This window comes from Amycolatopsis sp. WAC 01416 (assembly GCF_003947485.1).
In the GTDB taxonomy this organism is placed as follows: Bacteria; Actinomycetota; Actinomycetes; order Mycobacteriales; family Pseudonocardiaceae; genus Amycolatopsis.
In genome coordinates this window covers 305,554-329,287 of the sequence record NZ_QHHX01000011.1, presented here as the reverse complement: position 1 = coordinate 329,287, position 23,734 = coordinate 305,554, and the positions used below count along the sequence as shown (strand labels likewise).

Genomic DNA, 23,734 nt, shown 5'->3' with positions numbered 1-23,734 from the left:
CTCGGCGTCATGTCGCGCCGTTCCCTTCACAACCCAGCTCCCGACGCCGCCAGCCTCCGCGCCCGCCTCGACCGGCGCCGCGCCGCCGCGGCCGCCGCGGACACCGACGCCCTGCTGATCGCACCCGGCTCGGACCTGCGCTACCTCATCGGCCAGGCCGGGGGCTCCTTCGAGCGGCTGACCACGCTGGTGATCCCGGCCGACGGCGTCCCGGCCCTGGTGCTGCCGAAGCTGGAGGCGCCCGGCTACGCCGACGTCCCCGCCGACGAACTCGGCATCGAGATCGTCACCTGGGTCGACGGTGACAACGCCTACGAACTGGTCGCCGACAGGCTGGGCAAGCCAGGCCGCGTGGCCGTCAGCGACTTCACCCCGGCGCTGCACGTGCTCGCCTTCCGCGGCGCGCTCGGCGACGCCGAGCAGACGCTGGCCGGGCCGATCGTGCGCGAACTGCGGATGCGCAAGGACGCCGCCGAGATCCAGGCGCTGCGCGACGCGGGCGCGGCGATCGACCGCGTGCACGCTCGCGTGCACGAATGGCTGCGCCCCGGCCGCACCGAGGCCGAGGTCGGCGCGGACATCACCGCCGCGATCGTCGAAGAGGGCCACACGCACGCCGACTTCGTGATCGTCGGCTCGGGCCCCAACGGCGCCAGCCCGCACCACGACGTCTCCGAGCGGGTGATCGAACGCGGCGACGTCGTCGTGGTCGACATCGGCGGCCCGATAGCCGAGGGCTACAACTCCGACTCCACCCGCACGTACGCGGTCGGTGAGCCGCGCGACGCCGACGTCGCCGAGACGTACGCGGTCCTGCAGCGGGCACAGCAGGCCGCTGTCGACGCCGTCCGCCCCGGCGTCACCGCCGAGTCGATCGACGCCGCCGCGCGCGACATCATCGCCGAGGCCGGTTACGGCGAGTTCTTCATCCACCGCACCGGCCACGGCATCGGCCTCGACGTGCACGAGGAGCCCTACATCATCAAGGGCAACGCGCTGCCGCTCGAGCCCGGCATGGCCTTCAGCGTCGAGCCCGGCATCTACCAGCCCGGCCGCTGGGGTGCCCGCATCGAGGACATCGTCGTGGTCACCGAGGACGGCGTCGAGCCGGTCAACCAGCGTCCGCACGACTTGATCGTGCTCGACGCATGACCGGAGGTCTGGAGCCGCTGGATCAGGCCATCGTCCAGGAGCTGGCCGCGGACGGACGGCGCAGTTTCACCGATCTGGCCGAGCGGGTCGGCCTGTCGGTGTCGGCGGTGCATCAGCGGGTGCGGCGCCTGGAGCAGCGCGGGGTCATCCTCGGGTACACCGCGCGGCTCGACGGCGAGCAGATCGGCCTCCCGCTCACGGCGCTGATCTCGCTGACCCCGAACGATCCGGCCGCCCCGGACGACTATCCGCAGCGTTTGGAGCACATCAAGGAGATCGAGTCCTGTTACTCGGTCGCCGGGGACGAGTCGTACATCCTCCTGGTCCGGGTGGCGTCGCCGCTCGGCTTGGAGGACCTGCTCCGCCGGATCCGCGAGTCCGCCAAGGTCTCGACGCGGACCACGGTGGTGCTGTCGACACCGTTCGAGGGCCGTTCTCCCACCCTGTGAAACCGGGAAAGGGTGGGCTTGCGCGGCGCTGGTACGATAAAAGGTATGGCAACACGTAAGGTCACACTCTCACTCGACAGTGGTGCGCTCGAGTTCGCCGAGCGGGCCGCCAAAGCACACGGGATCTCGGTCTCGTCGTGGTTGTCCAAGGCGGCCCGCAGGGAAGCCGTCCGCACCGGATACACCCCGCAGCGCGCCCCGGTCGAACCGTCCGCCGAATCGGACGAGGCCGAGCTGACAGCCGCGGAGAAGGATCTGCGTGCACAGGGGTGAAGTCTGGACGTACCACCCCCCGACCGAACCGGCACGGCAGCGCACCGTCGTACTGCTGTCCTCGGACGGGGTGAACGAATCCGAGCGGCCGTGGCTGCTCGGCACCGAACTGCTGGACCGTGACCCGCAGGACATCCTCGGCGTCGCCGTCGACGCGCGTTATTGGGTCTCCACGTTGAACCTCACGCGCTTGTACCGGCCGTGGTTCGACGAGAAGATCGCGGAGATCGACCAAGAGGTCCAGGAGCGCATCGACATCGCGTTGCGCGCCGCCCTCGACCTCTAGTTTCGCCGTGATCGGACGGACGACACGCGTGACCGGATGGACGTCACGTGTGATTGGACGGACGTCTCGTGTGATTGGACGGACGACACGGCCCACAGCCGGAGCACGCGACTAACGCGCGATCACCTCGGGCGCGGCGTGCAGTTTGCCGTCGGGGCCCGAGAGACACGACGCGTTGCCGTCGCGCGCGGCGAGGAACTCGTTGAGGCAGTTCGCGATCTGTGCGTGCCCGTTCGCGTTGGGGTGGAACGACTCCTGCAACGCGTGGCTGGCACGGTCCACCTGGCCGAGGTCGCGCAGCTGCAGGGTCAGCCTGCTGAACCACTCGTTCGCCGGGTCGCTGCTGCATGCCTCATGGCCGGCGCCCGCCCGCGAAAGGTCGAGGAACCGCGCGCTGGTCGCCCTTGACGCCTGCTTCAGTCCATCCGACAGGATGGGGACGCCGTCGCGGCGCATCCACTCCAGGTCTTCCGTGCGGAACGGGCAGCCGTTGAGGCTGCGCAGTGCCTCCGGGATCTGGGGGCCGACCGGCGAGGCGTACGACAGCAGCACGAGCTGGTAGTCCGCCGGGACGTAACCGGCCTGCGCCAGCACTTTCTTGACGTCGGCGACGGCGTTGGTCACCTTCGGAACCATGGCGTCCACTTTGGACTTCCAGGTGGTGCGAAGCGCCGCGCTGCACGGCGGATTCTGCGGGGAGAACCAGGCCTTGAAGCATTCGTTGACCTGAGCGGAGAACTTCGGCTCGTCGTTCGCGCCGATCGCGATCACCACCGCGGCGACCCGGTGGTCCTTGATCAGGTTCGCCAGCTGCTGCGCCTGTGACGGCTCGGTCCACTGCTTGGCCTCGCCGAGGGCGATCTGCTCCGAGGGCGCCCCCGAACACGCGAGGTTCACCCGCGCGGTGACGTCGGGGATCTTGATCTGCTCGACGAAGGCGTTGGGGGAGCGGTGGCACCAGTTGCCGCCCTGCCCGTTGGTCGTGGGCGTGTAGTCGCCCGCGCCCTCGCCGGAAACGGTGCTGTCGCCGATGGAGACGACGGTCAGCGGCCCCGTTCCCGGTGGGCCTTGGCGCGGGGACGGCTGCCCTGGGCGGCTTTCCGACCCGGTAAAGGCAATGAACCCGACGAGAACCACCACGAACGTGAGCGCGAGAGCACCCCACCACCACCGGAAACGTCGCATCGTCACCGGATTCTACGGACACCTGGCCCGACAGGGTGATCATGGCGGTGTGACGGTCGCGATGTCCGGTCAGCCGGCCTCCGTCGGATCCGTCCCGGCCGCCAGCTCCGTCACGATGTCGAGCACGCCGGACGGCGCGGGTTTGCCGTTCTCCGGCGATCAGGCCACCACTGTCCGGGCGGTGTCGGCCCTCAGCGGCACGAACACCACACCGCTCCGGCGCAGGCTGTGCGACGACCGCGCCGGCCTCGTGACCCCGATACCGGCGGCGACCAGACCGAGCAGACCTTGCACGGTCGCTGCCCGCTGGACGACCCGCGGAGTGAATCCGGCCGCCTCGAATTCGTTGTCGTAGCGACGATGCCACGGGCTCCCAGGAACTTCGCGGCGTGAGTACCCACGACTGCCTGCCAGATCCGCGAGCCGCAGTTCGGCCGCGGCTCATCGAGCCGCTCCAGGACGGTCACCCGTACTCCTCGCAAGGCCAGCTCGCTCGCGAGGAACAGGCCGGTGGGCCCCGCTCCGACGACGATCACATCGGTGCGCTCCATGTATCGGCTAGGTTTATGCGGTAAGCTTATTTGGTAATGGTGTCACATGGCGAAGCGAGGAGATCGTGGCGGCTCGAAGAGCGGCATCCGCTTCACGGGCGACAGCGAACTGGTCGCCGCACTGATCGTCGCCGCCTAGCGCACCGTCGCCGGAGATGACTCGCCGCCGTCGCCGCCGCTCATTGCGAGCGGCTGAACATCGCCTTCAACGCCCTGGCTGCGGCGTTGTGAAGCCTGCGGCGGATGCGAGGAACGGTCCGTTCCTCGCAAAATTTGCGAGGAACGGACCGTTCATGGCGCGCGTCAGGCTGCCTGCCGGAAGTGCCAGGGTCAACGCTTGCGCCAGATGGAGACCTCCAGGTCGGTGATCTCGTACCGGCGGCCGTCGGCCCGGGTCAGGCTCGGCTCCGTGCTTTCCGACAGCAGCTCGAACGTCTCGCCGAGGACGTTCGCGAGCTCGGCGGCCGACGCCCGCGGGAGTGCCACGAGCAGCAGCCCTCCGGCGCGCAGGAAGTTCTCCGAGCCGACGAGCGGGCGCAGGTAACCCGCCGCGCCACCGAGCCGGTCGAAGGCGTCCGCCACGACCACGCCGTCGAACGTGCCCAGCGCGGCAGGCGGACGGCCGGACTCGGCGAGGGTGAACGAGACGCTGCCGTCCGGCGCGATCGACGGCCGCCGCGCGTGCAGTTCCCCGCGCCCCGGCACCCGGTAGCCGACGTCCCAGCCCTCGGCCAGCCGGTTTGCCGCCGCGACGAACATGGGCCGGTCGTCCAGTCCGACGACCTCGATCGGCCGCTCCGCCAGCGAGAACGCCAACCCGCCTGCCGCGGTGGCGAGATCCGCGACGCGGCGCAGCTCGACCCCGGCTTCGGCCGCGGCCTCTGTGAACCTCCTGGCCAGCCGATCCGGATAGGCCGCGGTCGTGGCCAGTGGATGACCGGACCGGCCGAAGGCATGTTCGGCCGTGCCGTACTGGCCGAGCAACGCCCGGTCGAGTTCCGCCCGCGCATCACCGTCCAGAGTGGACTCCGGCGCCACGACCAGCCGGATACCGGCCTGCTGCAGGAAATGCGGCCGGTAGAAGTGCCGCGCCCAGATACTGCCCAGCTCCCCGGTGCTGATGTACGCGCCACCGACGATCAGCTGATGCTGTCCGCCGAAACTGGGCACCGAAAAGTCCTCGTAGTACGGGTGCGGCGTGAAGCCCTCGAGCGGGTTGAAGGTGTCTTCGCTCCAGGTCCACAGGTTGCCGGCGGCGTCGTGCACGCCCTGCGACGTCGTCGGCGAGTGGTCGACAGGGCCTTCGGAACCCCAGGCCAGACCGAGGTTGATGCCGGCATCGCGCAGCTGCCCGCCGTCGAGCCGCATGGCCACGTCGTCCTCGACGCCAGGCCGCTCCGGCAGATCGCGCAACAGGAAGTACTCCGCTTCGGTCGGCAGCCGGTATTCTCGTCCGTCCTTTTCGGACCGCCAGGCGGCGAAGGCCTTGGCCTCGTGGTAGTTCACCACCACCGGCCAGTCCCACGGCATGTCGATCTCGTCGAACAGCGTGCGCAGCCGGAACGCGTGCAGCCCGGTCGGGCCGGTCGGCACCCAGAAACGCGGCCATTTGGTGTTGCGGAAGCGGCGCCATGCCTCGCCCTCGGCCGACCACAACTCCGGCCGACGATAACCGCCGTCGGCGACGAACCCGTGGAACTCGCCGTTGCTCACCAGACAGCGGGCCGCTTCGAAGTCCGGCAGTTCCTGACGGCGTGAGCCGTACGCGCTGTCCCAGCCGTAGGACGGGAAGGACAGCGGCTTGCCCAGCTGTGCCGTGCGCCCGGGCACGGTGACGGTGCCGTTGGCGGGCACGGAACCGGGTTCGGGCTTGCCGGACTCGGTGGTGCGGCGCAGTGGCGACGGCGACGGCCACGCGGCCGGTCGTTCTACGAGGCCAGAACGCATTTCGCGGACCAGGACCGAACTGGTCTCCAGATGGATGCGATCGTGCTCGATGGACAGCAACAGCGCCCAGGCCTGGTCGTCCATCGTCACCGGCCGCCCGAGGTCGGGGGCGAACGGGGTGGTCTCGATGATGCCGACGACCGTCCGGTACACCTCGGCCCGGTAGTCCTTCACCTCCGAAACCGACGGCCACACCATGTCGTTCTTCGACATGTCGTCCCACGAGTTCTCGTCGACACCCATTTCCAGGACGTGTTCGAGATAGGCGTCGATCGGCGCGTCCAGCAGCCCGGCGACCCGTAACTTGTTGACGTACAGCGCGGTCGTGTGACCGTAGTAGAAGATCATCGGATGCCGCAGGTTGTGGTCCGGCGGGCGGTAGAACGCCTCCGCGCCTTTCAACCCGGCGAACATCACCTCGTGCATCGTCCAGGCGTTGTCGAAGTAGTCCAGCACCTCTTCGCGGCTGCATACGGACAAGTCGGGCAACGGCAGCGCGCTGATCTCGCCGGATTCGGCGACACCCGGGCATCGGCCGGGCTCGGGGCGGATCCCGGTGTACCACCACTGTGGATCACGGGCCCCGTTCAACCGTTCGTCGGTGTGCTTTACCGCATTTCTCTCCCAAGGTTCCATGGTGACCGTCGGCGTCATCTGACCTCACTTCGGATCGGGCACTGGGGGCGGGTGCCGAAACCGTCGCATCTCCGAAAAGGTCATTTCCTCTCCTTTCGTGCTTTGAATCGCTCTCCGAAAGAAGTCCGGCGCGGGATCGCAATCGGGGAGATGCCCGTTGATCACGGCGGATGAGACCGTCGGTGTTCCGAATCCCACCGGTTGAGGGGTGAAAGGCTTGTCGACGAAGCCCTGTGTCGTGCTCGTGGACACCTACGAAACGGCCGATCACGGGTTGCCGCAGACCGCCCGGCACATCGCGCCGGCGTTCCTGGCGCTTGGCGCGGAATGTGTGCGCGTGCAGAGCGCGCCCGACGCGCCCGGGCAGTACCGGAAGTCCTCACCGACCATGAGCAACTATCGCGAGAACATCGTCCACGACGGCGATCTCGCGAAGACGCTGGACGCGCTGGCCGTGCACGAGCCGGTCGCGGTCGTGGCCGGTGGCGAATACGCGGTCGCCTTCACCGACGAACTCAGCGAGGCGCTGGGCGTGCCGTCGAACGGCACCGCGCTTTCCCTCGCCAGACGGGACAAGTCCGCCATGGGCGAGGCCGTCGCCGCGGCAGGGCTGCCCGTCGCACGGCAGTTGCTGACCGCGGACGAGGCCGAACTCGCCGCATGGCACCGAGAAGTGGGCGGGCGGATCGTCGTCAAGCCGAACCGCAGCGCCGGCGGCGACGGGGTGTCCTTTTGCGACACCCCGGAGCGGTCGGCCGAGGCGCTGCGCACGATCACCGGCCGCCAGAACGTGTTCTCCGAGGACAACGACTTCGTCATCGCGCAGGAGTACCTCGCAGGCAGCGAGTACATGGTCAACACGGTGAGCATGGACGGCCTGCACCAGGTGTGCGACATCTGGAAGAGCTCGCGTTTCGCCATCAACGGGGTGCCGGACCTGCTCGGCGCCTGCCAGATCGTGCCGAGGCGCGGGCCGGGCCACGACGAACTGGTGAACTACGCGTTCGCGGTACTCGACGCGCTCGGCATCCGGCACGGCGCCGCGCACGTCGAGATCAAGCGGACCCCACAGGGCCCGCGGTTGATCGAGGTGGGTTCCCGGCTCTCGGGCGGCGACCTGCCGCATCTGGCGCGGCTCGCGATCGGCGAGTCCCAGCTGGACTGGATGGCCGACGCCGTGCTGCGGCCGGAGCGGTTCCGCGAGCGGTGGGGCGAGGACTACCGGATCCGGCGGCACTACGCCTGGTCCGCGCTGCTCTCACCGGTCGAAGGCACGCTCCGCGGGTACACCGTGCTCGACGAGATCGAGCGGCTGGAGAGCTTCCACGAGATGTTCGTGCTGACCCGGCCGGGGAAGTCGTTGCGCCGCACCGTCGACGACACGACGTTCCCGGTGGTCGTCACGTTCATGCACGAGATCGAGGAGTACGTCCTGCGCGACCTCGGCACGCTGCGGTACCTCGACGGCGTCGGCTGCTACGAGCTCGAACCATGACGGCGCCGGAGTTCTTCCGGACGCGGCTCGGCGGGCTGCCCAAGTCGTTCTGGGTGCTGTGGACGGGCACGCTCGTCAACCGGCTGGGCACGATGGTCCTGCCGTTCCTGGCGCTGTATCTGACCAGCGAGCGCGGCCTTTCGGTGGCGACGGCGGGAACCGTGCTGGCGCTGCTCGGCATCGGCCAGGTGTTCTCGCAGCTGATCGGCGGCCTGCTGGCCGACCGTATCGGCAGGCGGGCGACGCTGACCGGAGGCATGCTCGCCACCGGCGCGATCATGCTGGTACTGGGTTACGTCGAGCGCCTCGAACTGATCGCCGTCGCCGCGTTCCTGCTCGGGCTGGCACTCGACGTGTTCCGCCCGGCCACCCAGTCGATCGTGGCGGATCTGGTGCCCGGCGCCGACCGCACGCGGGCCTTCGGGCTGCTGCTGTGGGCGATCAACCTCGGCTTCTCGATCGCGATGGTGCTGGGCGGCACGATGGCCCGCGCCGGTTTCACGACGCTGTTCTGGGTGGACGCGGCGACGTGCGTGCTGTTCGGCCTGCTGGTCTGGCGGGCGGTTCCGGAGACGCGCGGCGGCGGCCGATCGCGGGAACCGGGTGGCTTCACCGTCGTCCTGCGCGACCGGGTCATGGCCGGGCTGATGCTCATCTCGCTGGTGGTCGCGTTCGTGTTCCTGCAGAGCCTGGCCACGTTGCCGCTGGCGATGCGAGAGGACGGGCTTTCGCCCGCGGGGTACGGACTGGTGATGGCGGTCAACGGCGTTGTCATCGTGGTCGTGCAACCACTGGTGGGTCATCGGCTGGGCCGTTGGGACCCTTCGCGGGTGCTCGCATTCGGGATCCTGTTGACGGGTTTGGGGTTCGGCGCCACGGCCTTCGCGTCGACGACGCTGGTGTACGCCGCGTGCGCCGTGGTGTGGACCCTCGGCGAGATCGTGATCCAGTCGGTGGGTGTCGCGATCGTGGCGGAGCTCGCCCCACCGCATCTGCGCGGCCGGTACAACGGCGCCTATGGCACGGCGGCGGGCCTCGCCGCTTTCGTCGCCCCGCTCGGCGGCACACAGCTGCTGGTACTCGGCGCGCCCGTGTTGTGGACGGTCTGCCTCGGCCTGTGCCTGGCGGCGGCCGTGGGACAGTTGCTGCTCGGCAACGCGGTCCGTCACCGGATGGCCACCGCGCCCGTTCCCGTGGCGGTCGGCTGACCTTGGCCTATCCGTCCACTCTGGACGCGAGGATCGCAGCACCAGGGCCGGAAACCTCGTCGAGCGCCACGGCCCTCCCGGCGATCGCCAGGAGGAGCGCCTCGCCGGGGCCGTGGAGTTCCGGTCCGGATCCGGCCGACCAGTCGAGGTCGGTGGCGACGAGCCGGAGCCCGCGTGCCCGCCGGTTGGCCTTGATCGGCGGGGCGTAGCGGGCGAAGGCCAACGCGTGGCGCAGACGGTCCGGCGGCACCTCGCGGGAAAGCCCCAGCGGCCGCCGGATGTCCTGCTGGTGGATGAGCCCGTCGAGCAGTGCCACCCGCCCGCCGAACGCGGCGGTCAGACCACGGGGTTCGAGATGTTCTTCGAACCTTGCGATCAGCTCTTCAGGCGTCCGGTCGGGCTTTCGCGTGACACCGAGCGCGTTGATCCGGTCCAGTCGCAGCCTTCCGCGGACGGCCTGGCCGAGCACCTCGCGCAGGCGCAGGGTGTCGTAGTCGACGACATGGGTGACCACTTCCCGGACCGTCCACTCCGCGCACAACGTCGGCGCGTCCCACTGCTCGGGGGACAGCGAGCGAAGGAACGCGGCGAAGTCCGCCCGTTCGTCCCGTGCGAGTCGCGCGACGGATTTCACCGGCTGCCTCCTGGCGTCATTTGTGGTCGAGCCACCCGCAAACGTAGTAGGCGGTGTCCTCGTTCCGCTCGACGTACCAGGAGTAGACGACGTCACCGGCGAGTTTGCCGGTGCGTGCGTTCCGCTGGGTGACCGTGGCCTGGACCGTCACGAACTCCTGCCCGGACGGGACCGTGTACGGCAGCATCTGCCAGCGTTCGACGTAGTGCCCGCGGAGTTCGAAGCCGAGCAGGGTCGACCGCAGGCGCGGGCAGGTCCCGCTGCGCAACGCGGTCATGTCGTGATTGGCCAGTCCGTTCATGTAGACCTGGAACACCCTGTCGATCGCGGCGGGCTCGAGACCCGGCGCGGACGACGAGGTGGGCGCCGGGGACGTCACGGTCAGGGTCTGGGTCTGGGCAGAGGGAGCGGAGTCCGAGGTGGGCGTCGCGGGCGAAGAGTCGGAACGCGGTATCGGCAGCCCGGCCCGGCACGCCGAAAGAGCCGTGACGAGGCCGATCAGGAGCACGCCCGTCCGGACGCGCGAAGTCAGGGGTCTCACGTCACCGAAGCTAGGCGGCTTTCATGAAATTCGGATGAAGGGCCTTGTGCTGCGAAACCGCTCTCGGGACGCGCCCAGGCAGCGAGCACGCGTGCTTGAAGAGCGAACTCGCGTGCTTGGAGGCGTGACACGGCCGAGGTCGGTCAGCAGGTCGCCAGGAAGTGCCGCAGCACCCGCGTGCCGAACCGCAGTCCCTCCACCGGGACCCGCTCGTCGACACCGTGCGCCATCGCCCGGTAGGGAAAGCCTTCCGGCAGCCACAGCGGAGCGAAGCCGTAGCAGTCGATCCCGAGCGGGCTGAACGCTTTCGCGTCCGTTCCGCCGCCCATGCAGTACGGGACTACGACGGCTTCGGGGTCTTCTGAGCGCAAAGCTCCCGCCATCGCGTCGAACCACGGTGAATCCACCGGCGCCTGGACCGGCGGCTGGTGCGCGACGAACTCGCGGGTGACGCCCTCGCCGAGCATCGCGTCGACCTCGGCGAGCAGATCCGGTTCGGTGCCGGGGAGGACTCGGACGTCCACCTGGGCCTCGGCCGAAGTCGGGATCACGTTCACCTTGTAACCGGCGTCGAGCATGGTGGGCGTCGTGCTGTTGCGGACGGTCGGCACCACCAGCGCCCCGGCGGGCCCGAGCCGCGCGATCGTTCCGTCCACATCGGACAGATCGACCGGGACGCCGAGCGCCTCCCCGGTGCGTTCCAGGAACGCCTGCACCGTCGGTGTCAGCTGGACCGGCCAGCGGTGCGCGGCGATCTTGCCGAGCGCCGTGACCAGCCGGGTGACCGCGTTCTCGTCGTTGGGGCGCGATCCGTGCCCCGCGCGGCCCTTGGCGGTCAGCCGCAGATGCGCGGTGCCGCGTTCGGCCGTCGCCACCGGGTAGAGCCGCATGGTCCGGCCGTCGGCGGCGGGAACGTGGTAGGTGTACCCGCCCGATTCGCTGATCGCGGCCGCGCAGCCGTCGAACAGGTCCCGGTGCGCCGCGGCGAGCCAGTGCGCGCCGTACTCGCCCTTGTCCTCCTCGTCGGCCACGAACGCCAGGACGATGTCACGCCGCGGGCGGACGCCGGTGGCGAGGGCGGCGAGCACCATCGCGCAGAAGTCCTTCATGTCGACGGCGCCGCGGCCCCAGAGGAACCCGTCGCGGACCTCGCCCGAGAAGGGGTCCACCGACCAGTCGGCCGCGTCGGCGGGGACGACGTCGAGATGGCCTTGCACGAGGAGCGACGGCAGGCTCGGGTCGGTGCCGGGGACCCGGGCGATCACGTTCGCGCGCCGGGGCGCGGATTCGATGATCTTCGCGCCGATCCCGAGCCCGGAAAGCAGTGTCGCCACGTACTCGGCGGCTTCGCGCTCGCCTTCGGAGTCCCCGTCGCCCCGGTTCGTGGTGTCGAACCGGATCAGCCGCGAGCAGACTTCGACGACATCCAGGTCAGCGCGAACCTCGCTCCGCGATTCCATGTCAGCCATAGATGCCCTGCACCGCCCCGGCCGCGATCGCCGTGACGATCTTGAACGCCTTCATCGCTTCGGTCATGTCCGGCGCGTCGAAGCCGACCCGCCGCACGCCGATCTGTTCCACCGTCGGGATCACCGCCGCCGCCTGCGCGAGATGGCTCGCGTCGAACTCGACCTCGATCCGGTGCGGGGTGGTGAACCGCTCGACCCGGCCCGCCCGGTTCATCGCGTCCGCCGCGGCCGAGGACAGCAGTTCGGCGGTCCTGGCGGGCGGCAGGCAGATCGCGGCGTAGCGGCTGACGCACTCCTTCACCGTGACCAGTTCGGCCTCCGGCGCGTAATCCTGGGCGTCGTCACAGGCCTTGTCGTCGCCGGAGACGACCAGCACCGGGACGCCGTACTCGGCGGCCATCGCGGCGTTGAGCCTGCCTTCGCTGGCGGGGACGTCGTCGAGCCACACGCCGGTGATCTGATTCTCCAGGTACGTGTGGGAAAGCACGCCGTCGAAACCGGCGCCGGCGTGGTAGCCGAGGAAGACGACGCCGTCGACGCCGGTGTCGATGCCCTGCATCATCGAGAGCGGCTTGTGCCTGCCGGTGAGCATTCGCGCCCGGCCGTCGAGGTCTTCGAGAAGGAGGTTCCGCTGGGACGAATGCGCCTCGTTGACCAGGACGTCGGTCGCGCCGGCGTCGAAGAGGCCCGCGATGGTGGCGTTGACGTCACCGGTGAACAGGCGCCGGAATCGTTGCCACTGCTCGGTGCCGGGGATGACGTCCTCGGTCCAGGTGACGCCGGTGGCGCCCTCCATGTCCGCCGAGATCATGATGCGCATGCGGGGCAGACTAGCCGAGGTTCTTTGCCCTCGCCGCCGGGATCAGGGCCAAGAACCGGAACGCGGGTAGACCGCCCAGGCGCGTTCCCACGCCGCGAACCGGTGCCGGTCGAGCGCCAGCCGGACGACCCGGTGCAGCAGGATGAGAGAGCCGACCACCGCGAACCAGAGCCAGAGTCCGACGAGCACGGAATCGAACACGGCCGTCGACGCGGTCCTCGGTGCGGCGGTGAGGGCACCGCGGGCGTCGATCCAGATCGGCACGGCCGTTCCGGCGGGGCTGCCCGGCGTCGCGAGGACGCCGCCGGTGTGCCGCACGCCACGCGAGTCGGTCCAGGTGGCCTCGGCGGCCGGGTTGTCGGTCCCGACGCTCTCGCTGTCCACGATGCGGACGGGTGCGGCCTTCAGCAGGTACGCGGTGGTGGCTTGACGTCCGGCCGCGTCGACGGCGGCCGCGGCGACCTGCCTGCCGTGGTTGGCCGAGCCGGCGGCGGCCGCGACCGGGACGGCGAGCAGCGCCGCGAGGATGACGAGCTTGAGGAGAAGGGCTTCGAATCGGTCGGAGCCACGGGCGAGCGAGTTGTGACCAGGGAAGAGCCGTCGCCTGAACCGGGCGATCGGACCGCTGGACCCGTGCACGAGGAACCCCATTCCCTCAGACCGCGAAAACCTCCGTCTTCGATTCTCGGTCACCGGGGCGCCGCTGTCGCGGTATGGGGACACAGACCACTCTGTGAACCCGTACACAACCTTTAATTCGTTTTACCCGTCCGGGTTCCCCGGCTACCGTCTTCGCCATGGGGATTTTCTTCAACCTGTGATTCTCGTCTTCGACGCGGCCCTGGCGTAGAGCCTTCGCTCCGCCGGGCCGCGTCCTTCCGCACGCGCACTTCTTCCTTCGAGAATCCAGGAGGACGCCCCTATGCGTACCCCGTGTCGAAATCCCGGGACACAACTCGTGCTCTCCGGTGTCACCAAGCGTTTCGACGACCATGTCGTGCTCGATCAGGTCTCCTTCAGCGTCAAACCGGGGGAGAAGGCGGGCGTCATCGGCGACAACGGTTCGGGTAAGTCCACTCTGCTGAGGCTGATCGCCGGCCGCGACCGGGCGGACAACGGCACGGTGACCGTCACGGCGCCTGGAGGTGTCGGCTACCTTCCGCAGACCTTGGAACTGCCGGACACGGCCACGGTCGGCGACGCGATCGACCTCGCGCTGGCCGACATCCGGGAGCTCGAATCCCGGCTGCGGGCGGCCGAGACGTCGCTCGAGACCGTCGAAGACCTCGCTGCCTACGGCGACCTCATCACCGCCTACGAAGCCCGCGGCGGTTACGAGGCCGACGCCAGGGTGGAGGTCGCCCTGCACGGGCTCGGGCAGCCGGGCCTCGACCGCGGCCGCGCGCTGGGCAGCCTGTCCGGCGGGCAGCGGTCCCGGCTGGTGCTCGCGGCCACCTTGGCCGCATCGCCCGAACTGCTGTTGCTGGACGAACCGACCAACGACCTCGACGACGAAGCCGTCGCCTGGCTGGAGAACCATCTCCGCGGGCATCGCGGCAGGATCGTCGCGATCACCCACGACCGGATGTTCCTCAGCCGGGTCACCACCGCCATCCTCGAGGTCGACGCCGATCGCCGGACCGTGCACCGGCACGGCGACGGTTACGTGGGCTACCTCGCCGCGAAAGAGGCCGCGGGGGCCCGGTGGGTCCGGGAGTACGAGGAGTGGCGACTGGAGAAGGCCCGCTACGAACGGCTGGCGGACGTCAACATCGACCGGTTCTCGGCGATCCCGCGCAAGGCCCCGGCGGCTTTCAGCGGGGCAGGCGCGTTCCGGGCCCGCTCCCGGGCACACGGGGCGATGAGCCGGATCCGGTCGGCCCGCGAGCGGATCCAGCGGCTCGATGCCGGAGCGGTCCCGCCTCCGCCGCGGCCGCTCCGGTTCAACGCGCGCATCGCCGCGGGGAAGGCGGAAGCCGATCAGTACGTGGTGAAGGTGGACGACGTGTCGGTCGACGGCCGTCTGCCGCGGACGTCGCTCAGCGTGCTGCCCGGCGAACGGATCCTCGTGACCGGGCCCAACGGGGCGGGCAAGACGACCCTGATGCGGGTGCTCGCCGGGGAACTGGCACCGTCGACGGGATCGGCGGAGCGCGCGGGCAGGATCGGGTTCCTACACCAGAACGGCGGGCTCGCCGGTGACGCCCGAACCGTCCTGGCGGTCTTCGCCGGTGACGGTGACGAGGACGAGGCGGCCGAGAGGTTGCTGTCGCTGGGTCTGTTCCGGGCACCGGATCTGCGCAAGCCGGTGCGGGAGCTGTCCGTCGGGCAGCGGCGCAGGCTGGAACTGGCAAGGCTGGTGACGGCCAGGACCGACCTGCTGCTGCTCGACGAGCCGACCAACCACCTCGCCCCGGATCTCGTGGAGGAGATGGAACAGGCGCTCGCGGAGTACTCCGGCGCGCTCGTGGTCGTCACCCACGACCGGCGGATGCGGCGGACCTTCGAGGGCAGGCGGCTCGAACTGGTCACCTCAGCGGCATGAGCGGTCCGGCCACTTTGGCCGGATTGAGACAGCTGTTCAGTCCGTCCACGAGGGAACAGGTCCCGGGCCCGCGCTTGAGCCGGTAGCCCTGCGGCACGCCACCCGCGGTCACCAGACCCTGGTACGCGGGAACGGCGTCCGTGGGGCGCCGGGTCAGCGCCGGATCGGTGAGAGCGTCCACTGTGTACAGTCCGAACCGGGCACGGTAGCTGCCCCATTCGTAGTTGTCGGTGAGGCTCCAGTAGTTGTAGCCGATGAGGTTCATCCCGTCGGCCTTCGCCCGCTGGAGCCAGTACACGGTGTCGCGGACGTGATCGCCGCGACTGTAGTCCGCGTCGCGGGGTTTGCCGTTGTCGGTCGCCATGCCGTTTTCGACGATGTACAGAGGCAGGCGCGGGAACCGGTCGTGGTAGCTGCGCAGCGCGTAGTAGATGCCTTCGGGCTGGAGCTTCACGTCCCAGAACTTGTCGGTGGCGGCGGCGAACACCGTCCAGTTGTCGATGCTGAGGCCGTAGTAGTAGTCGATGCCGATGAAGTCGAGCTTGTCCTTGACCTGGTCGAGGAAGAACCAGTCGGCCATCCCGTTGACCCCGGTGATGTAGGCCTGGTTGCTGGTGACCTTCGAGGTGGGATCGAGTTCGTGGATCAGGTCGTAGGCCCGCCGGTGCGCCTGGACGACGTTGGATTGCGCCGCGAAGTACCGCGTGGCGTTCAGGGCGCCGACCTTCTGTTCGTTCTTGAGGAAGATGAGCGGCTCGTTGAACGTCACCCAAAGGACGTCCTGACCGGCGTAGCGCTGGACGATCTTCCGGCTGAATTCCAGCCACGCGTCGGCGGTCCGCGTCTCCGCCCAGCCGCCCTGATCGAGCGCCCACCCCGGATAGACCCAGTGGTTGAGCGTGATCATCGGGGTCATGCCCGCGGCCCGGACCTGCCGGAGAACGTCGTCATAGAAGGCCAGTTCGGTCTCGTCCCACCGGCCAGGCGAGGGTTCGACGCGAGCCCACTCGACACCGAAGCGATAGGTGTTGACGCCGAGCCCGGCCGCGAGGCGGATGTCGTCGGCGTAGCGGTGCCGGAAGTCCACGGAGTCGCGGTACTCGTCGACGCCGTCCTTGCCGGCGGAACGGTCCACGAACCGCTTCCAGTTGCTGTCGGGCGCGCTGCCTTCGGACTGGTAGCCCGAAGACGCGACACCCCAGTAGAAGTCCCGGGACCAGTCGTCATCCTGCGATGCGGACGCGTTCACGGCCGAAAGTGTCGCGCATAGTGAGACGGCGACCACCGAGGACAACACCCGGCGTAACCTTCTCCGATGCTCCGGCCACTTCGTCGATCGTTCACCGGTGTCCGCCATCTTCCGGACGCTAACGTGAGTGAACGGCGTAAACAAGCGGCCGTCCGGGGGCTTCGACGATGACGTTGGGGAGATGATCGACTTGACCGGCAGCACGGTCCGACACGCCGTCTATCTGCCGCCTTTCGGCCCGTTCGGTGAGCCGGGGGTGCTCGTCGACCTCGCCGTGCGCGCGGAGGCGGCGGGCTGGGACGGGTTCTTCCTGTGGGACCACGTGGTCGCGGACACCATGCCCATCGCCGACCCGTGGACGACACTCGGCGCGATCGCGCACGCCACCAGCCGCCTGCTGTTCGGCCCGATGATCACGCCGCCCGCCCGGCGCCGCCCATGGGTGGTCGCTCGGCACGCGTCGACGGTCAGCCGGCTTTCCGGCGGGCGGCTGATCCTCGGCACCGGGCTCGGCTCGGACGAATCCGGTGACTTCAGCCGGTTCGGTGAGCAGACGGACCTCCTGACCCGATCGGCGATGTTCGACGAAGGCCTCGACGTCATCCGCGCGATCTGGTCCGGCAGGCGGTTCGACCACGACGGCGCGCACTACCAGGTCGCCCTCGCCGAGGCGCTGCCCGAGCCGTTCCCGATCCCGATCTGGGTGGCGAGCTCGACCGACAACCCGCGCGTCGTCCGGCGGGCGGCGTTGTGCGACGGGATCTTCCCCAACCCGGAGGATCACACGCCGACCGCCGAAGAGATCGCGGAGACCCACCGCGCGCTCCGCCTCGCCGGACTGGAGCCGGGGCGTCCCTTCGACGTCGCGGTCGCCGGGAACGCGAGTCCCGCGTGGGAGGAACCCATCAAGGTCGACCTGCCCGCGCTCGGGCAAGCCGGGATGACCTGGTGGATGGAGTCGCTGATGCATCTCGACCCGCTGGAGCTCTCGCAGAAGATCGTGGACGCCGGTCCGCCTCGGTGGTGACGCGGCTCGGTCTCGTGAGTGGTAGGACGGTTATTGACGGGAAAGGCAAACGTGTCGTGTTCCCGGGCGGGGCCGGCGGTGGGGCGAAGCCTCCCTTCGCTGCGTCAGCGACTCGTGAGTGAGTCCCGCCATTCCTTGACTATCCACAAAGGACGCTATCTGGGGCACGGATGCCCAGTTCGTAATTTCGAGAGGGCGGCTCCTTCCGTGCTTCCGATGAGTCAGGCGTCGACCTCTGATGTCGTGAAGGGCCCCTTTGAGACCTTCATCGTCTCAAAGGGGCCCTTCACGACATTCCCGCGAAACTCACGTGAGTGTCTGGCTGGAGTCCTTCGCTTCCACCAGCTGTGACTGCTGGTGCCTGTGGGGCTTCGTCAGTCAGTCAGCCCGGACCCGCGCCGCGAAGGCCTCCCTGTCGCTGAGTCGGCGAAGCTGACCTCGCGACAGAGACCCGGTCACGCCACCTTTGACTTTGCCCCTCGATAGAACCGTCCTGGCCACTCACGAGACCTGCCCCGCCCTCTCCGGCACTTGTCTGTCCACAGTGGACGCGGGTTCCGCCTTCCGCCGGATTCCGCTGCTCCGAAAGACTTCACCGCACTTGTGGTGACGCGAGCCTTTGGTAGCGTCACCGCGAACGTCCTGCGAACCAGTGACGTGCGGGGGAGGGGTCGAATGGCCGACGAGCAGGACGGGCACCAAGCGATGCGGCTCGAAGCCGGGGTCGCGCTGATCAACGCGCTCACCGGGAACCACGTGCACGGCAGGCCGAAACCCGCGCTCGGCGGTCGTGATCTGGTTCGCGCGGCCGCCGAAGCGGTCGGCGACACCGGGAACGGCCGCGTCGACCTGTCCAGCGCGGAGAGGCTGCGAAATCTCGCGTCCCGGTTGCGGGAGATCATCGAGTCGCTCTCCAGGCGCGAGCACGACGAGGCGGCCGGGTTGCTCAACCGGTTGCTCGCCGACAGCAGGGCGCGTCCGTCGCTGCACCGCCACGGCGACCAGACGTGGCACCTCCATTTTCACGGCCCCGAAGCCGACCTCGTCCAGCAGTGGACGGCCGGGCTCGCGGTGTCCGTGGCCGCCGCGTTCGGCGAGCAGATCCCGCATCGCGTCGGGTTGTGCGCGGCGCCGCGGTGCGATCAGGTGTACATCGACGCGAGCCAGGCGCGGATCAAACGGTTCTGTGGCCTGGCCTGTCAGAACCGGGTGAAGGCCGCCGCGTATCGAGCTCGCCGGTCAGGGGCGTGAGCCGCGCGGTGTCGCGTCGATGTACCACTCGCGGCCGAACGCGAGGCCGAAGAGCGGCGCCGGAAGCCGGGTGATGACACGCATCAGCGGCGCGAGCCTGCAGGTTCCCCTCACCTGGGTGGAATGCGCGGCGATCGCGGCCTGTTTCCGGCGCGCGAAGCGGCGGACGTCGAAGGTGTGGGTGATCTCGGACCGGGCGCTGTAGGCGCACGATCCGCACCAGGTGTCGTAGCTCAGCAGCACGGACGCCTTCTCCTCGCGCAGGATCGCCACGAGCCGCGCGGCCGCTTCGTCGGTGCTCGCGCGGACGAAGCGGACCCAGCCCGGCGGGTCCGGGCCTTTCATGCCGATGGTGGCGACCACGAGTACGACTCGGTGCCCGTCCGCGGCGGCGCGAGCGAGGGTGCCGCCGGTCAGCAGTGCTTCGTCGTCCGGGTGGGCGTGGAGGTCGTCGAAACAGTGGGTGGTCAAGTCTTGACCGTCCGTCGATCCCGTGGGTAATCTCTCCTTTACTTTCCAATAGTAAGGAAAGTTTCCTATTTAATCCCGCCGCCCTGACCGTCGGCGCGCCAACGACGGCGCCGTCGACGCGAGAGGAGAAGCCGAATGCGTTGGGACAAGATCCGTCTCCGGGTGACGGCCGCACTGGCCGCCGGACTGCTGGCGCCGATCGCCGCCACGAGTACCTCGATGGCAACCGAGACCGGCACAGAACCCGCAACGCAGGCAGTCGCCGCGCTGCCGCCGGGCAGCCCGGCGGCGATCAACGGACAGCTGAAGGTCTGTGGCCTCCAGCTCTGCAACTCCGCCGGCAAACCGATCCAGCTCCGTGGCATGAGCACCCACGGGATCCAGTGGTTCAGCCAGTGCGTGAAGACCGCTTCGCTCGATGCACTGTCCAACGACTGGAAGGCCGACGTCCTCCGGATCTCGATGTACATCCAGGAAGGCGGTTACGAGACCAACCCGCGCAAGTTCACCGACATGGTGCACTCCTACATCGAGGAAGCCACCAAGCGCGGGATGTACGCCCTGGTCGACTGGCACCAGCTCACGCCGGGCGATCCGAACGCGAACCTGAGCCGCGCCAAGACGTTCTTCACCGAGATCGCCCAGCGGCACAAGGACAAGACCAACATCATCTACGACATCGCCAACGAGCCCAACAACGTCAGCTGGGACCGCGTCCGCAGTTACGCGGAGCAGATGATCCCGGTCATCCGCGCCCAGGACTCCGACGGCGTCGTGCTCGTGGGCACCCACGGCTGGGGCTCGCTCGGCATCTCCGACGGCCGCAACGAGACCGACATCATCAACAACCCGGTGCGCGCCAGCAACTTCATGTACACGTTCCACTTCTACGCGGCGTCGCACAAAACGGAGTACTTCAACGCGCTGAGCCGGGCCGCGAGCAAGATCCCGCTGTTCGTGACCGAGTTCGGCACCCAGACCGCCAGCGGTGACGGCGGGAACGACTTCACCAACTCCCAGAAGTACCTGGACTTCCTGGCGTCGAAGAAGATCAGCTGGACCAACTGGAACTTCTCCGACGACAGCCGTTCGGGCGCGGTGTTCAAGCCGGGCACCTGCTCGGGCAGCTCGTTCACCGGCACGGCTCCGCTGAAGCCCGCCGGCGTCTGGATCCGGGACCGCATCCGTACCGCGGACAACTTCCCGACCTCCTGATCCCGGCAGCGCGCAGGTCAGGAAAGGGTCGTTCAGGACAAAATGTCCTGAACGACCCTTTCCTGACAGTTCAGCCGAGCGGTTCGAAGTCCAGCGCGGCGAGCCGGTCCGGGTCGGCCAGGATATCGATCGCCGCGATCCTCCCGTCCACGACGGTGAAGGCGAAGACCGTCGTCGGGACGCCGTCCTTGGTGACGACCATCCCGGCCGCGCCGTTGACCAGTGCGGGGCGCAGCTCCCCGCCCTCGCCAGCCGCCCGGAACATGAGTGCCTGGCTCGCGATCGTGGCCGCCCCGCGCACGAAACGCGAGGTCCCCGCCGGGGCCGCGCCGCCCTCGGCACGGAGGATGACGTCCGGGTCGAGCACCGAGACCAGCGCGTCGAAATCGCCGTCCCGCGCGGCCGCGAAGAACGCATCGACGACTGCCCGCTGACGGCTCAGGTCCGCGTCCGGGACGGTCGGCGAGCCCTGCAGGCGTCGGCGCGCGCGGCTGGCGAGCTGCCGGGTCGCCGCGGAGGACCGGCCCACGATCGGCGCGATCTCGTCGAACGGCAGGGCGAACATGTCGTGCAGTACGAACGCGAGCCGTTCGGCGGGGTCCAGGGTGTCGAGGACGACCAGGAGTGCCAAGCCGACCGAGTCCGCCAGCAGGGCCTGGTGTTCCGGGTCGATCCCGTCCTCACGGCCGATGATCGGGTCGGGGAGCTGCGCGCCGACCGGGTCTTCCCGCCGTGACTTGCGTGAGCGCAGCATGTCGAGGCAGATCCGGCCGACGACGGTGGTCAGCCAGCCGCCGAGATTGTCCACGTCACCGGACTCCGACCGGCTCAGCCGCAACCAGGCCTCCTGCACGGCGTCGTCCGCTTCGCTGAGCGAACCGAGCATCCGGTACGCCACCGCCCTCAGATGCGTCCGGTGCCCCTCGAAGCGTCGTGCCAGCCAGTCGTGTTCGTCCACGGTCCCCATCCTTCGTCGATCAGTCGTAACCCTGACGCGTGGGGGAACGAAGATGTGACGACGTGGCTCAGGACCGTGCCGGATAGCCGCCGTCGACCTCCTTCACCGGCTTGTGCGGGAACCGGCGTTCGGCGTAGGCCTTCGCGGCCGAACCCTCTCGCACGTACAGCGTCTCCACCTTGTCCTGCAACGGTTTCACCACGGTGCCGAGGAAGCCGCGGCGGTCGTCGAGGTACGGCCCGAGCACGTCTTCACCCGCCGGGCAGACGGCCATGCAGTACGCGGCCTTGTAGTTCGGCTTGAACGCGAGGCTCTGCCACATCGACACGTTCTCCGAGTCGGTCACCCTGGACCGGAAGTCGGCGGCGTCCTCGCTGTCGGCCACGGTCTGCGCCCAGTCGGTGAAGCCGCTCATGAACTCGCGGTAGTTGTGCGTCGAACAGGAGAGGAAGTCGAACTCGCCGGTCTTCGAGATCGCCCCGATCGGGCAAGCCGCGACGCACAGCTTGCACTCCAGGCAGGGGTTGTAGTCGAGGGGCTCGCCGTGGCCGGACACCTCGGCGTCGACGAGCAACGTCGCGAGGAGCACGAAGTTGCCGAACTTCGGGTGGATCACGTTGCGGTGCAGCCCCATGGCGCCGAGTCCGGCCGCGACGGCGACGGTCTTGTGCGCGACCACCCAGATCCGGCCGGGATAGTGCTCCATCTCCATCGGAAACGTCGCCGACGGGTTGATCGCGCGGTATCCGGCGTCCTGCAGTGTCCGAACGATCGTGTGCCCGGCCTCGTTGATGATCTCACCGCCACGATGGAACTCCTGGTTGGCGACGCTGCGGGCGGGGGAGCGGACGTCGTCGCGGTTCAGCCGCACCACCAGCGAGACCAGGGTCTTGGTGCCGGGGAGCGCGCGCAGGATGTGTTCACGTTCGCCGGCCAGATCCGGATGGTCGAGCGGGACGGCCGCCGCGTCGTCGGCACCGGCGGCAAGGCAGATCTCCTTGAGCCAGCCGGCGTCGATCACCGGTGACGGCTTGTCCCGCGGTTTGGCGAGCACCGCCCGTACCGAAGGATGGTTCGCCAGTTTCTTGGGAAGCCGGTCGGTCACAACGTCTCCAGGATGGTCGCGTTGGCCTGGCCGCCGCCTTCGCACATCGCCTGCAGGCCGTAGCGGGCGCCGTGCTGGTGCAGCGCGTTGACCAGCGTGCCCATCAGCCGGGTGCCGCTCGCGCCGAGCGGATGGCCCAGCGCGATCGCGCCGCCGTGGACGTTGACTTTCGCCGGGTCGGCCCCGGTCTCCTGTTGCCACGCCAGCACGACACTGGCGAACGCCTCGTTGATCTCGAACAGGTCGATGTCCGCGAGGCGCAGACCGGCGCGCCGCAGCACCTTCTCCGTCGCCGGGATGACGCCGGTGAGCATGAGCAGCGGGTCGGAGCCGGTGACGGCGAAACTGTGCAGCCGGGCGCGCGGCCGCAGGCCCAGTCTGGCGGCGGTCTCGCTGGAGGTGATGAGCACGGCGGAGGCGCCGTCGTTGATCGGGCTGCTGTTGCCCGCGGTCACCGACCAGTCGATCTGCGGGAACCTTTCCGAGATCCCCTCGTCCTGGAACGCGGGGCGCAGCTTGGCCAGCGTTTCGAGGTCGGTGCCCGGCCGGACGGACTCGTCGGTGGAGACCAGGCCTGACGGGGTCTCGATCGGCACGATCTGGCTCGCGAACCGCCCGAGCGCGTGCGCCCGCGCCGCCTTCCGGTGTGAGGACACCGCGAACTCGTCCATCGCGTCGCGGCCGAGCGACCACTTCGCGGCGATGAGCTCGGCGCTGATCCCTTGCGGCACCAGGCCTTCCGGATAGCGCTCGGCGACCCCGGGGCCGAGGGGATCGGTGCCGGGCAGCACGTTCGACCACATCGGGACGCGGCTCATGGACTCGACACCGCAGGCGATGACGACGTCGTACGCGCCGGCCATCACGCCCTGCGCGGCGAAGTGCACGGCCTGCTGGCTGCTCCCGCATTGCCGGTCGACGGTGGTCGCGGGCACGGACTCCGGCAGCCCGGCCGCGAGTGCCGCCCACCGCGTGACGTTCTGGGCCTGTTCACCGACCTGGTCGACCGCGCCGCCGATGACGTCGTCGATCAGCGCCGGGTCGAGGCCGTTGCGCTGGACGAGGGCTCGCAACGTGTGGGCGAGCAGCTGGACGGGATGGATTTCGTGCAGGGCGCCACCTGGCTTGCCCTTGCCGATCGGGGTACGGACGGCGTCGACGATGACCGCGTCGTGCACGGCTGCCTCCAGTGGTGAGTTGGAATCTCCAACTCACTGTGGCATCGAGTGGGTTGGAAATCAAGACTCACTGGGTTTACGCTGGTCGC

At 69.0% G+C, this 23,734-nt stretch carries 23 protein-coding genes and 1 pseudogene; 10 read left to right on the top strand and 14 right to left on the bottom strand.

What is annotated here, in order from left to right; genetic code table 11:
- The first annotated feature begins 9 nt into the window (after positions 1-9).
- Genes DL990_RS34385 through DL990_RS34370 form a run of 4 tightly spaced genes read left to right on the top strand, consistent with a single transcriptional unit; the run spans position 10 to position 2,160 of the window.
- On the top strand, positions 10-1,152 hold the full coding sequence (locus tag DL990_RS34385; protein ID WP_125801216.1) for a Xaa-Pro peptidase family protein: 1,143 nt from the start codon (positions 10-12) through the stop codon (positions 1,150-1,152).
- Positions 1,149-1,601 carry an Lrp/AsnC family transcriptional regulator gene (locus tag DL990_RS34380; RefSeq protein WP_125787729.1) on the top strand — a complete coding sequence of 151 codons (453 nt, stop codon included), beginning with the start codon at positions 1,149-1,151 and terminating at the stop codon, positions 1,599-1,601. Before DL990_RS34385 ends, DL990_RS34380 begins: the two co-directional genes overlap by 4 nt.
- Positions 1,602-1,646: 45 nt before the next feature.
- Positions 1,647-1,874, top strand: coding sequence for a hypothetical protein (locus tag DL990_RS34375; protein WP_007035425.1), 228 nt, complete (start codon positions 1,647-1,649; stop codon positions 1,872-1,874).
- Entirely contained in the window at positions 1,861-2,160 is a 300-nt protein-coding gene (locus tag DL990_RS34370) for a hypothetical protein (RefSeq protein ID WP_005150941.1), read from the top strand. Before DL990_RS34375 ends, DL990_RS34370 begins: the two co-directional genes overlap by 14 nt.
- Positions 2,161-2,271: 111 nt before the next feature.
- Here the strand turns inward: DL990_RS34370 and DL990_RS34365 are convergent, their stop codons facing one another.
- The 4 genes and pseudogenes from DL990_RS34365 to ovoA form a co-directional block, all read right to left on the bottom strand.
- Positions 2,272-3,345, bottom strand: coding sequence for a GDSL-type esterase/lipase family protein (locus DL990_RS34365; RefSeq protein WP_199746721.1), 1,074 nt, complete (start codon positions 3,343-3,345; stop codon positions 2,272-2,274).
- A gap of 159 nt (positions 3,346-3,504) precedes the next feature.
- Positions 3,505-3,759, bottom strand: a complete 255-nt coding sequence (locus DL990_RS42010) for a LysR substrate-binding domain-containing protein (protein ID WP_233620668.1) — start codon at positions 3,757-3,759, stop codon at positions 3,505-3,507.
- Between the two features lie 23 nt (positions 3,760-3,782).
- Positions 3,783-3,896, bottom strand: a pseudogene (locus DL990_RS42005) (FAD-dependent oxidoreductase); the annotation flags it as partial.
- Positions 3,897-4,226: 330 nt separating this feature from the next.
- Positions 4,227-6,497 carry a 5-histidylcysteine sulfoxide synthase gene (gene ovoA, locus DL990_RS34355; protein ID WP_125801214.1) on the bottom strand — a complete coding sequence of 757 codons (2,271 nt, stop codon included), beginning with the start codon at positions 6,495-6,497 and terminating at the stop codon, positions 4,227-4,229.
- 199 nt (positions 6,498-6,696) lie between these two features.
- Between ovoA and DL990_RS34350 the strand changes: the two genes are divergently transcribed.
- Positions 6,697-7,974, top strand: a complete 1,278-nt coding sequence (locus tag DL990_RS34350; RefSeq protein WP_125801213.1) for an ATP-grasp domain-containing protein — start codon at positions 6,697-6,699, stop codon at positions 7,972-7,974.
- Positions 7,971-9,182 (top strand): MFS transporter, encoded by a 1,212-nt coding sequence (locus DL990_RS34345; RefSeq protein WP_125801212.1) that lies wholly within the window; start codon positions 7,971-7,973, stop codon positions 9,180-9,182. Before DL990_RS34350 ends, DL990_RS34345 begins: the two co-directional genes overlap by 4 nt.
- 7 nt (positions 9,183-9,189) lie before the next feature.
- Here DL990_RS34345 and DL990_RS34340 read toward each other — a convergent pair whose 3' ends face one another.
- The 5 genes from DL990_RS34340 to DL990_RS34320 form a co-directional block, all read right to left on the bottom strand.
- A complete protein-coding gene (locus DL990_RS34340) occupies positions 9,190-9,816 on the bottom strand; it encodes a maleylpyruvate isomerase family mycothiol-dependent enzyme (RefSeq protein ID WP_125787733.1) in 627 nt (208 codons plus the stop codon).
- A gap of 16 nt (positions 9,817-9,832) precedes the next feature.
- On the bottom strand, positions 9,833-10,357 hold the full coding sequence (locus DL990_RS34335; protein WP_233620664.1) for a hypothetical protein: 525 nt from the start codon (positions 10,355-10,357) through the stop codon (positions 9,833-9,835).
- Positions 10,358-10,500: 143 nt separating this feature from the next.
- Entirely contained in the window at positions 10,501-11,817 is a 1,317-nt protein-coding gene (locus DL990_RS34330) for a M20/M25/M40 family metallo-hydrolase (RefSeq protein ID WP_125801258.1), read from the bottom strand.
- A 1-nt stretch (position 11,818) separates the two neighbouring features.
- The gene (locus tag DL990_RS34325) at positions 11,819-12,646 is read right to left on the bottom strand and encodes a M55 family metallopeptidase (protein WP_007035431.1); all 828 of its coding nucleotides are present in this window, start codon (positions 12,644-12,646) and stop codon (positions 11,819-11,821) included.
- Between the two features lie 42 nt (positions 12,647-12,688).
- Positions 12,689-13,285, bottom strand: a complete 597-nt coding sequence (locus tag DL990_RS34320; protein ID WP_233599063.1) for a hypothetical protein — start codon at positions 13,283-13,285, stop codon at positions 12,689-12,691.
- 283 nt (positions 13,286-13,568) lie between these two features.
- On the opposite strand from DL990_RS34320, the gene abc-f reads away from it, so the two are divergent.
- Positions 13,569-15,191 carry a ribosomal protection-like ABC-F family protein gene (gene abc-f, locus DL990_RS34315; protein WP_125801211.1) on the top strand — a complete coding sequence of 541 codons (1,623 nt, stop codon included), beginning with the start codon at positions 13,569-13,571 and terminating at the stop codon, positions 15,189-15,191.
- Here abc-f and DL990_RS34310 read toward each other — a convergent pair.
- Positions 15,175-16,440 (bottom strand): family 1 glycosylhydrolase, encoded by a 1,266-nt coding sequence (locus DL990_RS34310; RefSeq protein WP_125801210.1) that lies wholly within the window; start codon positions 16,438-16,440, stop codon positions 15,175-15,177. The genes abc-f and DL990_RS34310 overlap by 17 nt on opposite strands.
- 181 nt (positions 16,441-16,621) lie before the next feature.
- On the opposite strand from DL990_RS34310, the gene DL990_RS34305 reads away from it, so the two are divergent.
- Positions 16,622-17,467 (top strand): LLM class flavin-dependent oxidoreductase, encoded by an 846-nt coding sequence (locus DL990_RS34305; protein ID WP_125801209.1) that lies wholly within the window; start codon positions 16,622-16,624, stop codon positions 17,465-17,467.
- A gap of 675 nt (positions 17,468-18,142) precedes the next feature.
- Positions 18,143-18,718 carry a CGNR zinc finger domain-containing protein gene (locus DL990_RS34300; protein WP_125801208.1) on the top strand — a complete coding sequence of 192 codons (576 nt, stop codon included), beginning with the start codon at positions 18,143-18,145 and terminating at the stop codon, positions 18,716-18,718.
- Here the strand turns inward: DL990_RS34300 and DL990_RS34295 are convergent.
- Entirely contained in the window at positions 18,707-19,189 is a 483-nt protein-coding gene (locus DL990_RS34295) for a PIG-L deacetylase family protein (protein ID WP_125801207.1), read from the bottom strand. The two genes, DL990_RS34300 and DL990_RS34295, sit on opposite strands and share 12 nt — an antisense overlap.
- Positions 19,190-19,324: 135 nt before the next feature.
- Between DL990_RS34295 and DL990_RS34290 the strand changes: the two genes are divergently transcribed.
- A complete protein-coding gene (locus DL990_RS34290) occupies positions 19,325-20,404 on the top strand; it encodes a glycoside hydrolase family 5 protein (RefSeq protein WP_125801206.1) in 1,080 nt (359 codons plus the stop codon).
- A gap of 70 nt (positions 20,405-20,474) precedes the next feature.
- Here DL990_RS34290 and sigJ read toward each other — a convergent pair whose 3' ends face one another.
- From sigJ to DL990_RS34275, 3 genes are all read right to left on the bottom strand, one after another.
- On the bottom strand, positions 20,475-21,362 hold the full coding sequence (sigJ, locus tag DL990_RS34285; RefSeq protein ID WP_125801205.1) for an RNA polymerase sigma factor SigJ: 888 nt from the start codon (positions 21,360-21,362) through the stop codon (positions 20,475-20,477).
- 67 nt (positions 21,363-21,429) lie between these two features.
- A complete protein-coding gene (locus tag DL990_RS34280) occupies positions 21,430-22,467 on the bottom strand; it encodes a (4Fe-4S)-binding protein (protein WP_125801204.1) in 1,038 nt (345 codons plus the stop codon).
- Positions 22,464-23,645 (bottom strand): thiolase family protein, encoded by a 1,182-nt coding sequence (locus DL990_RS34275; RefSeq protein WP_125801203.1) that lies wholly within the window; start codon positions 23,643-23,645, stop codon positions 22,464-22,466. Before DL990_RS34275 ends, DL990_RS34280 begins: the two co-directional genes overlap by 4 nt.
- Positions 23,646-23,734 lie beyond the last annotated feature (89 nt).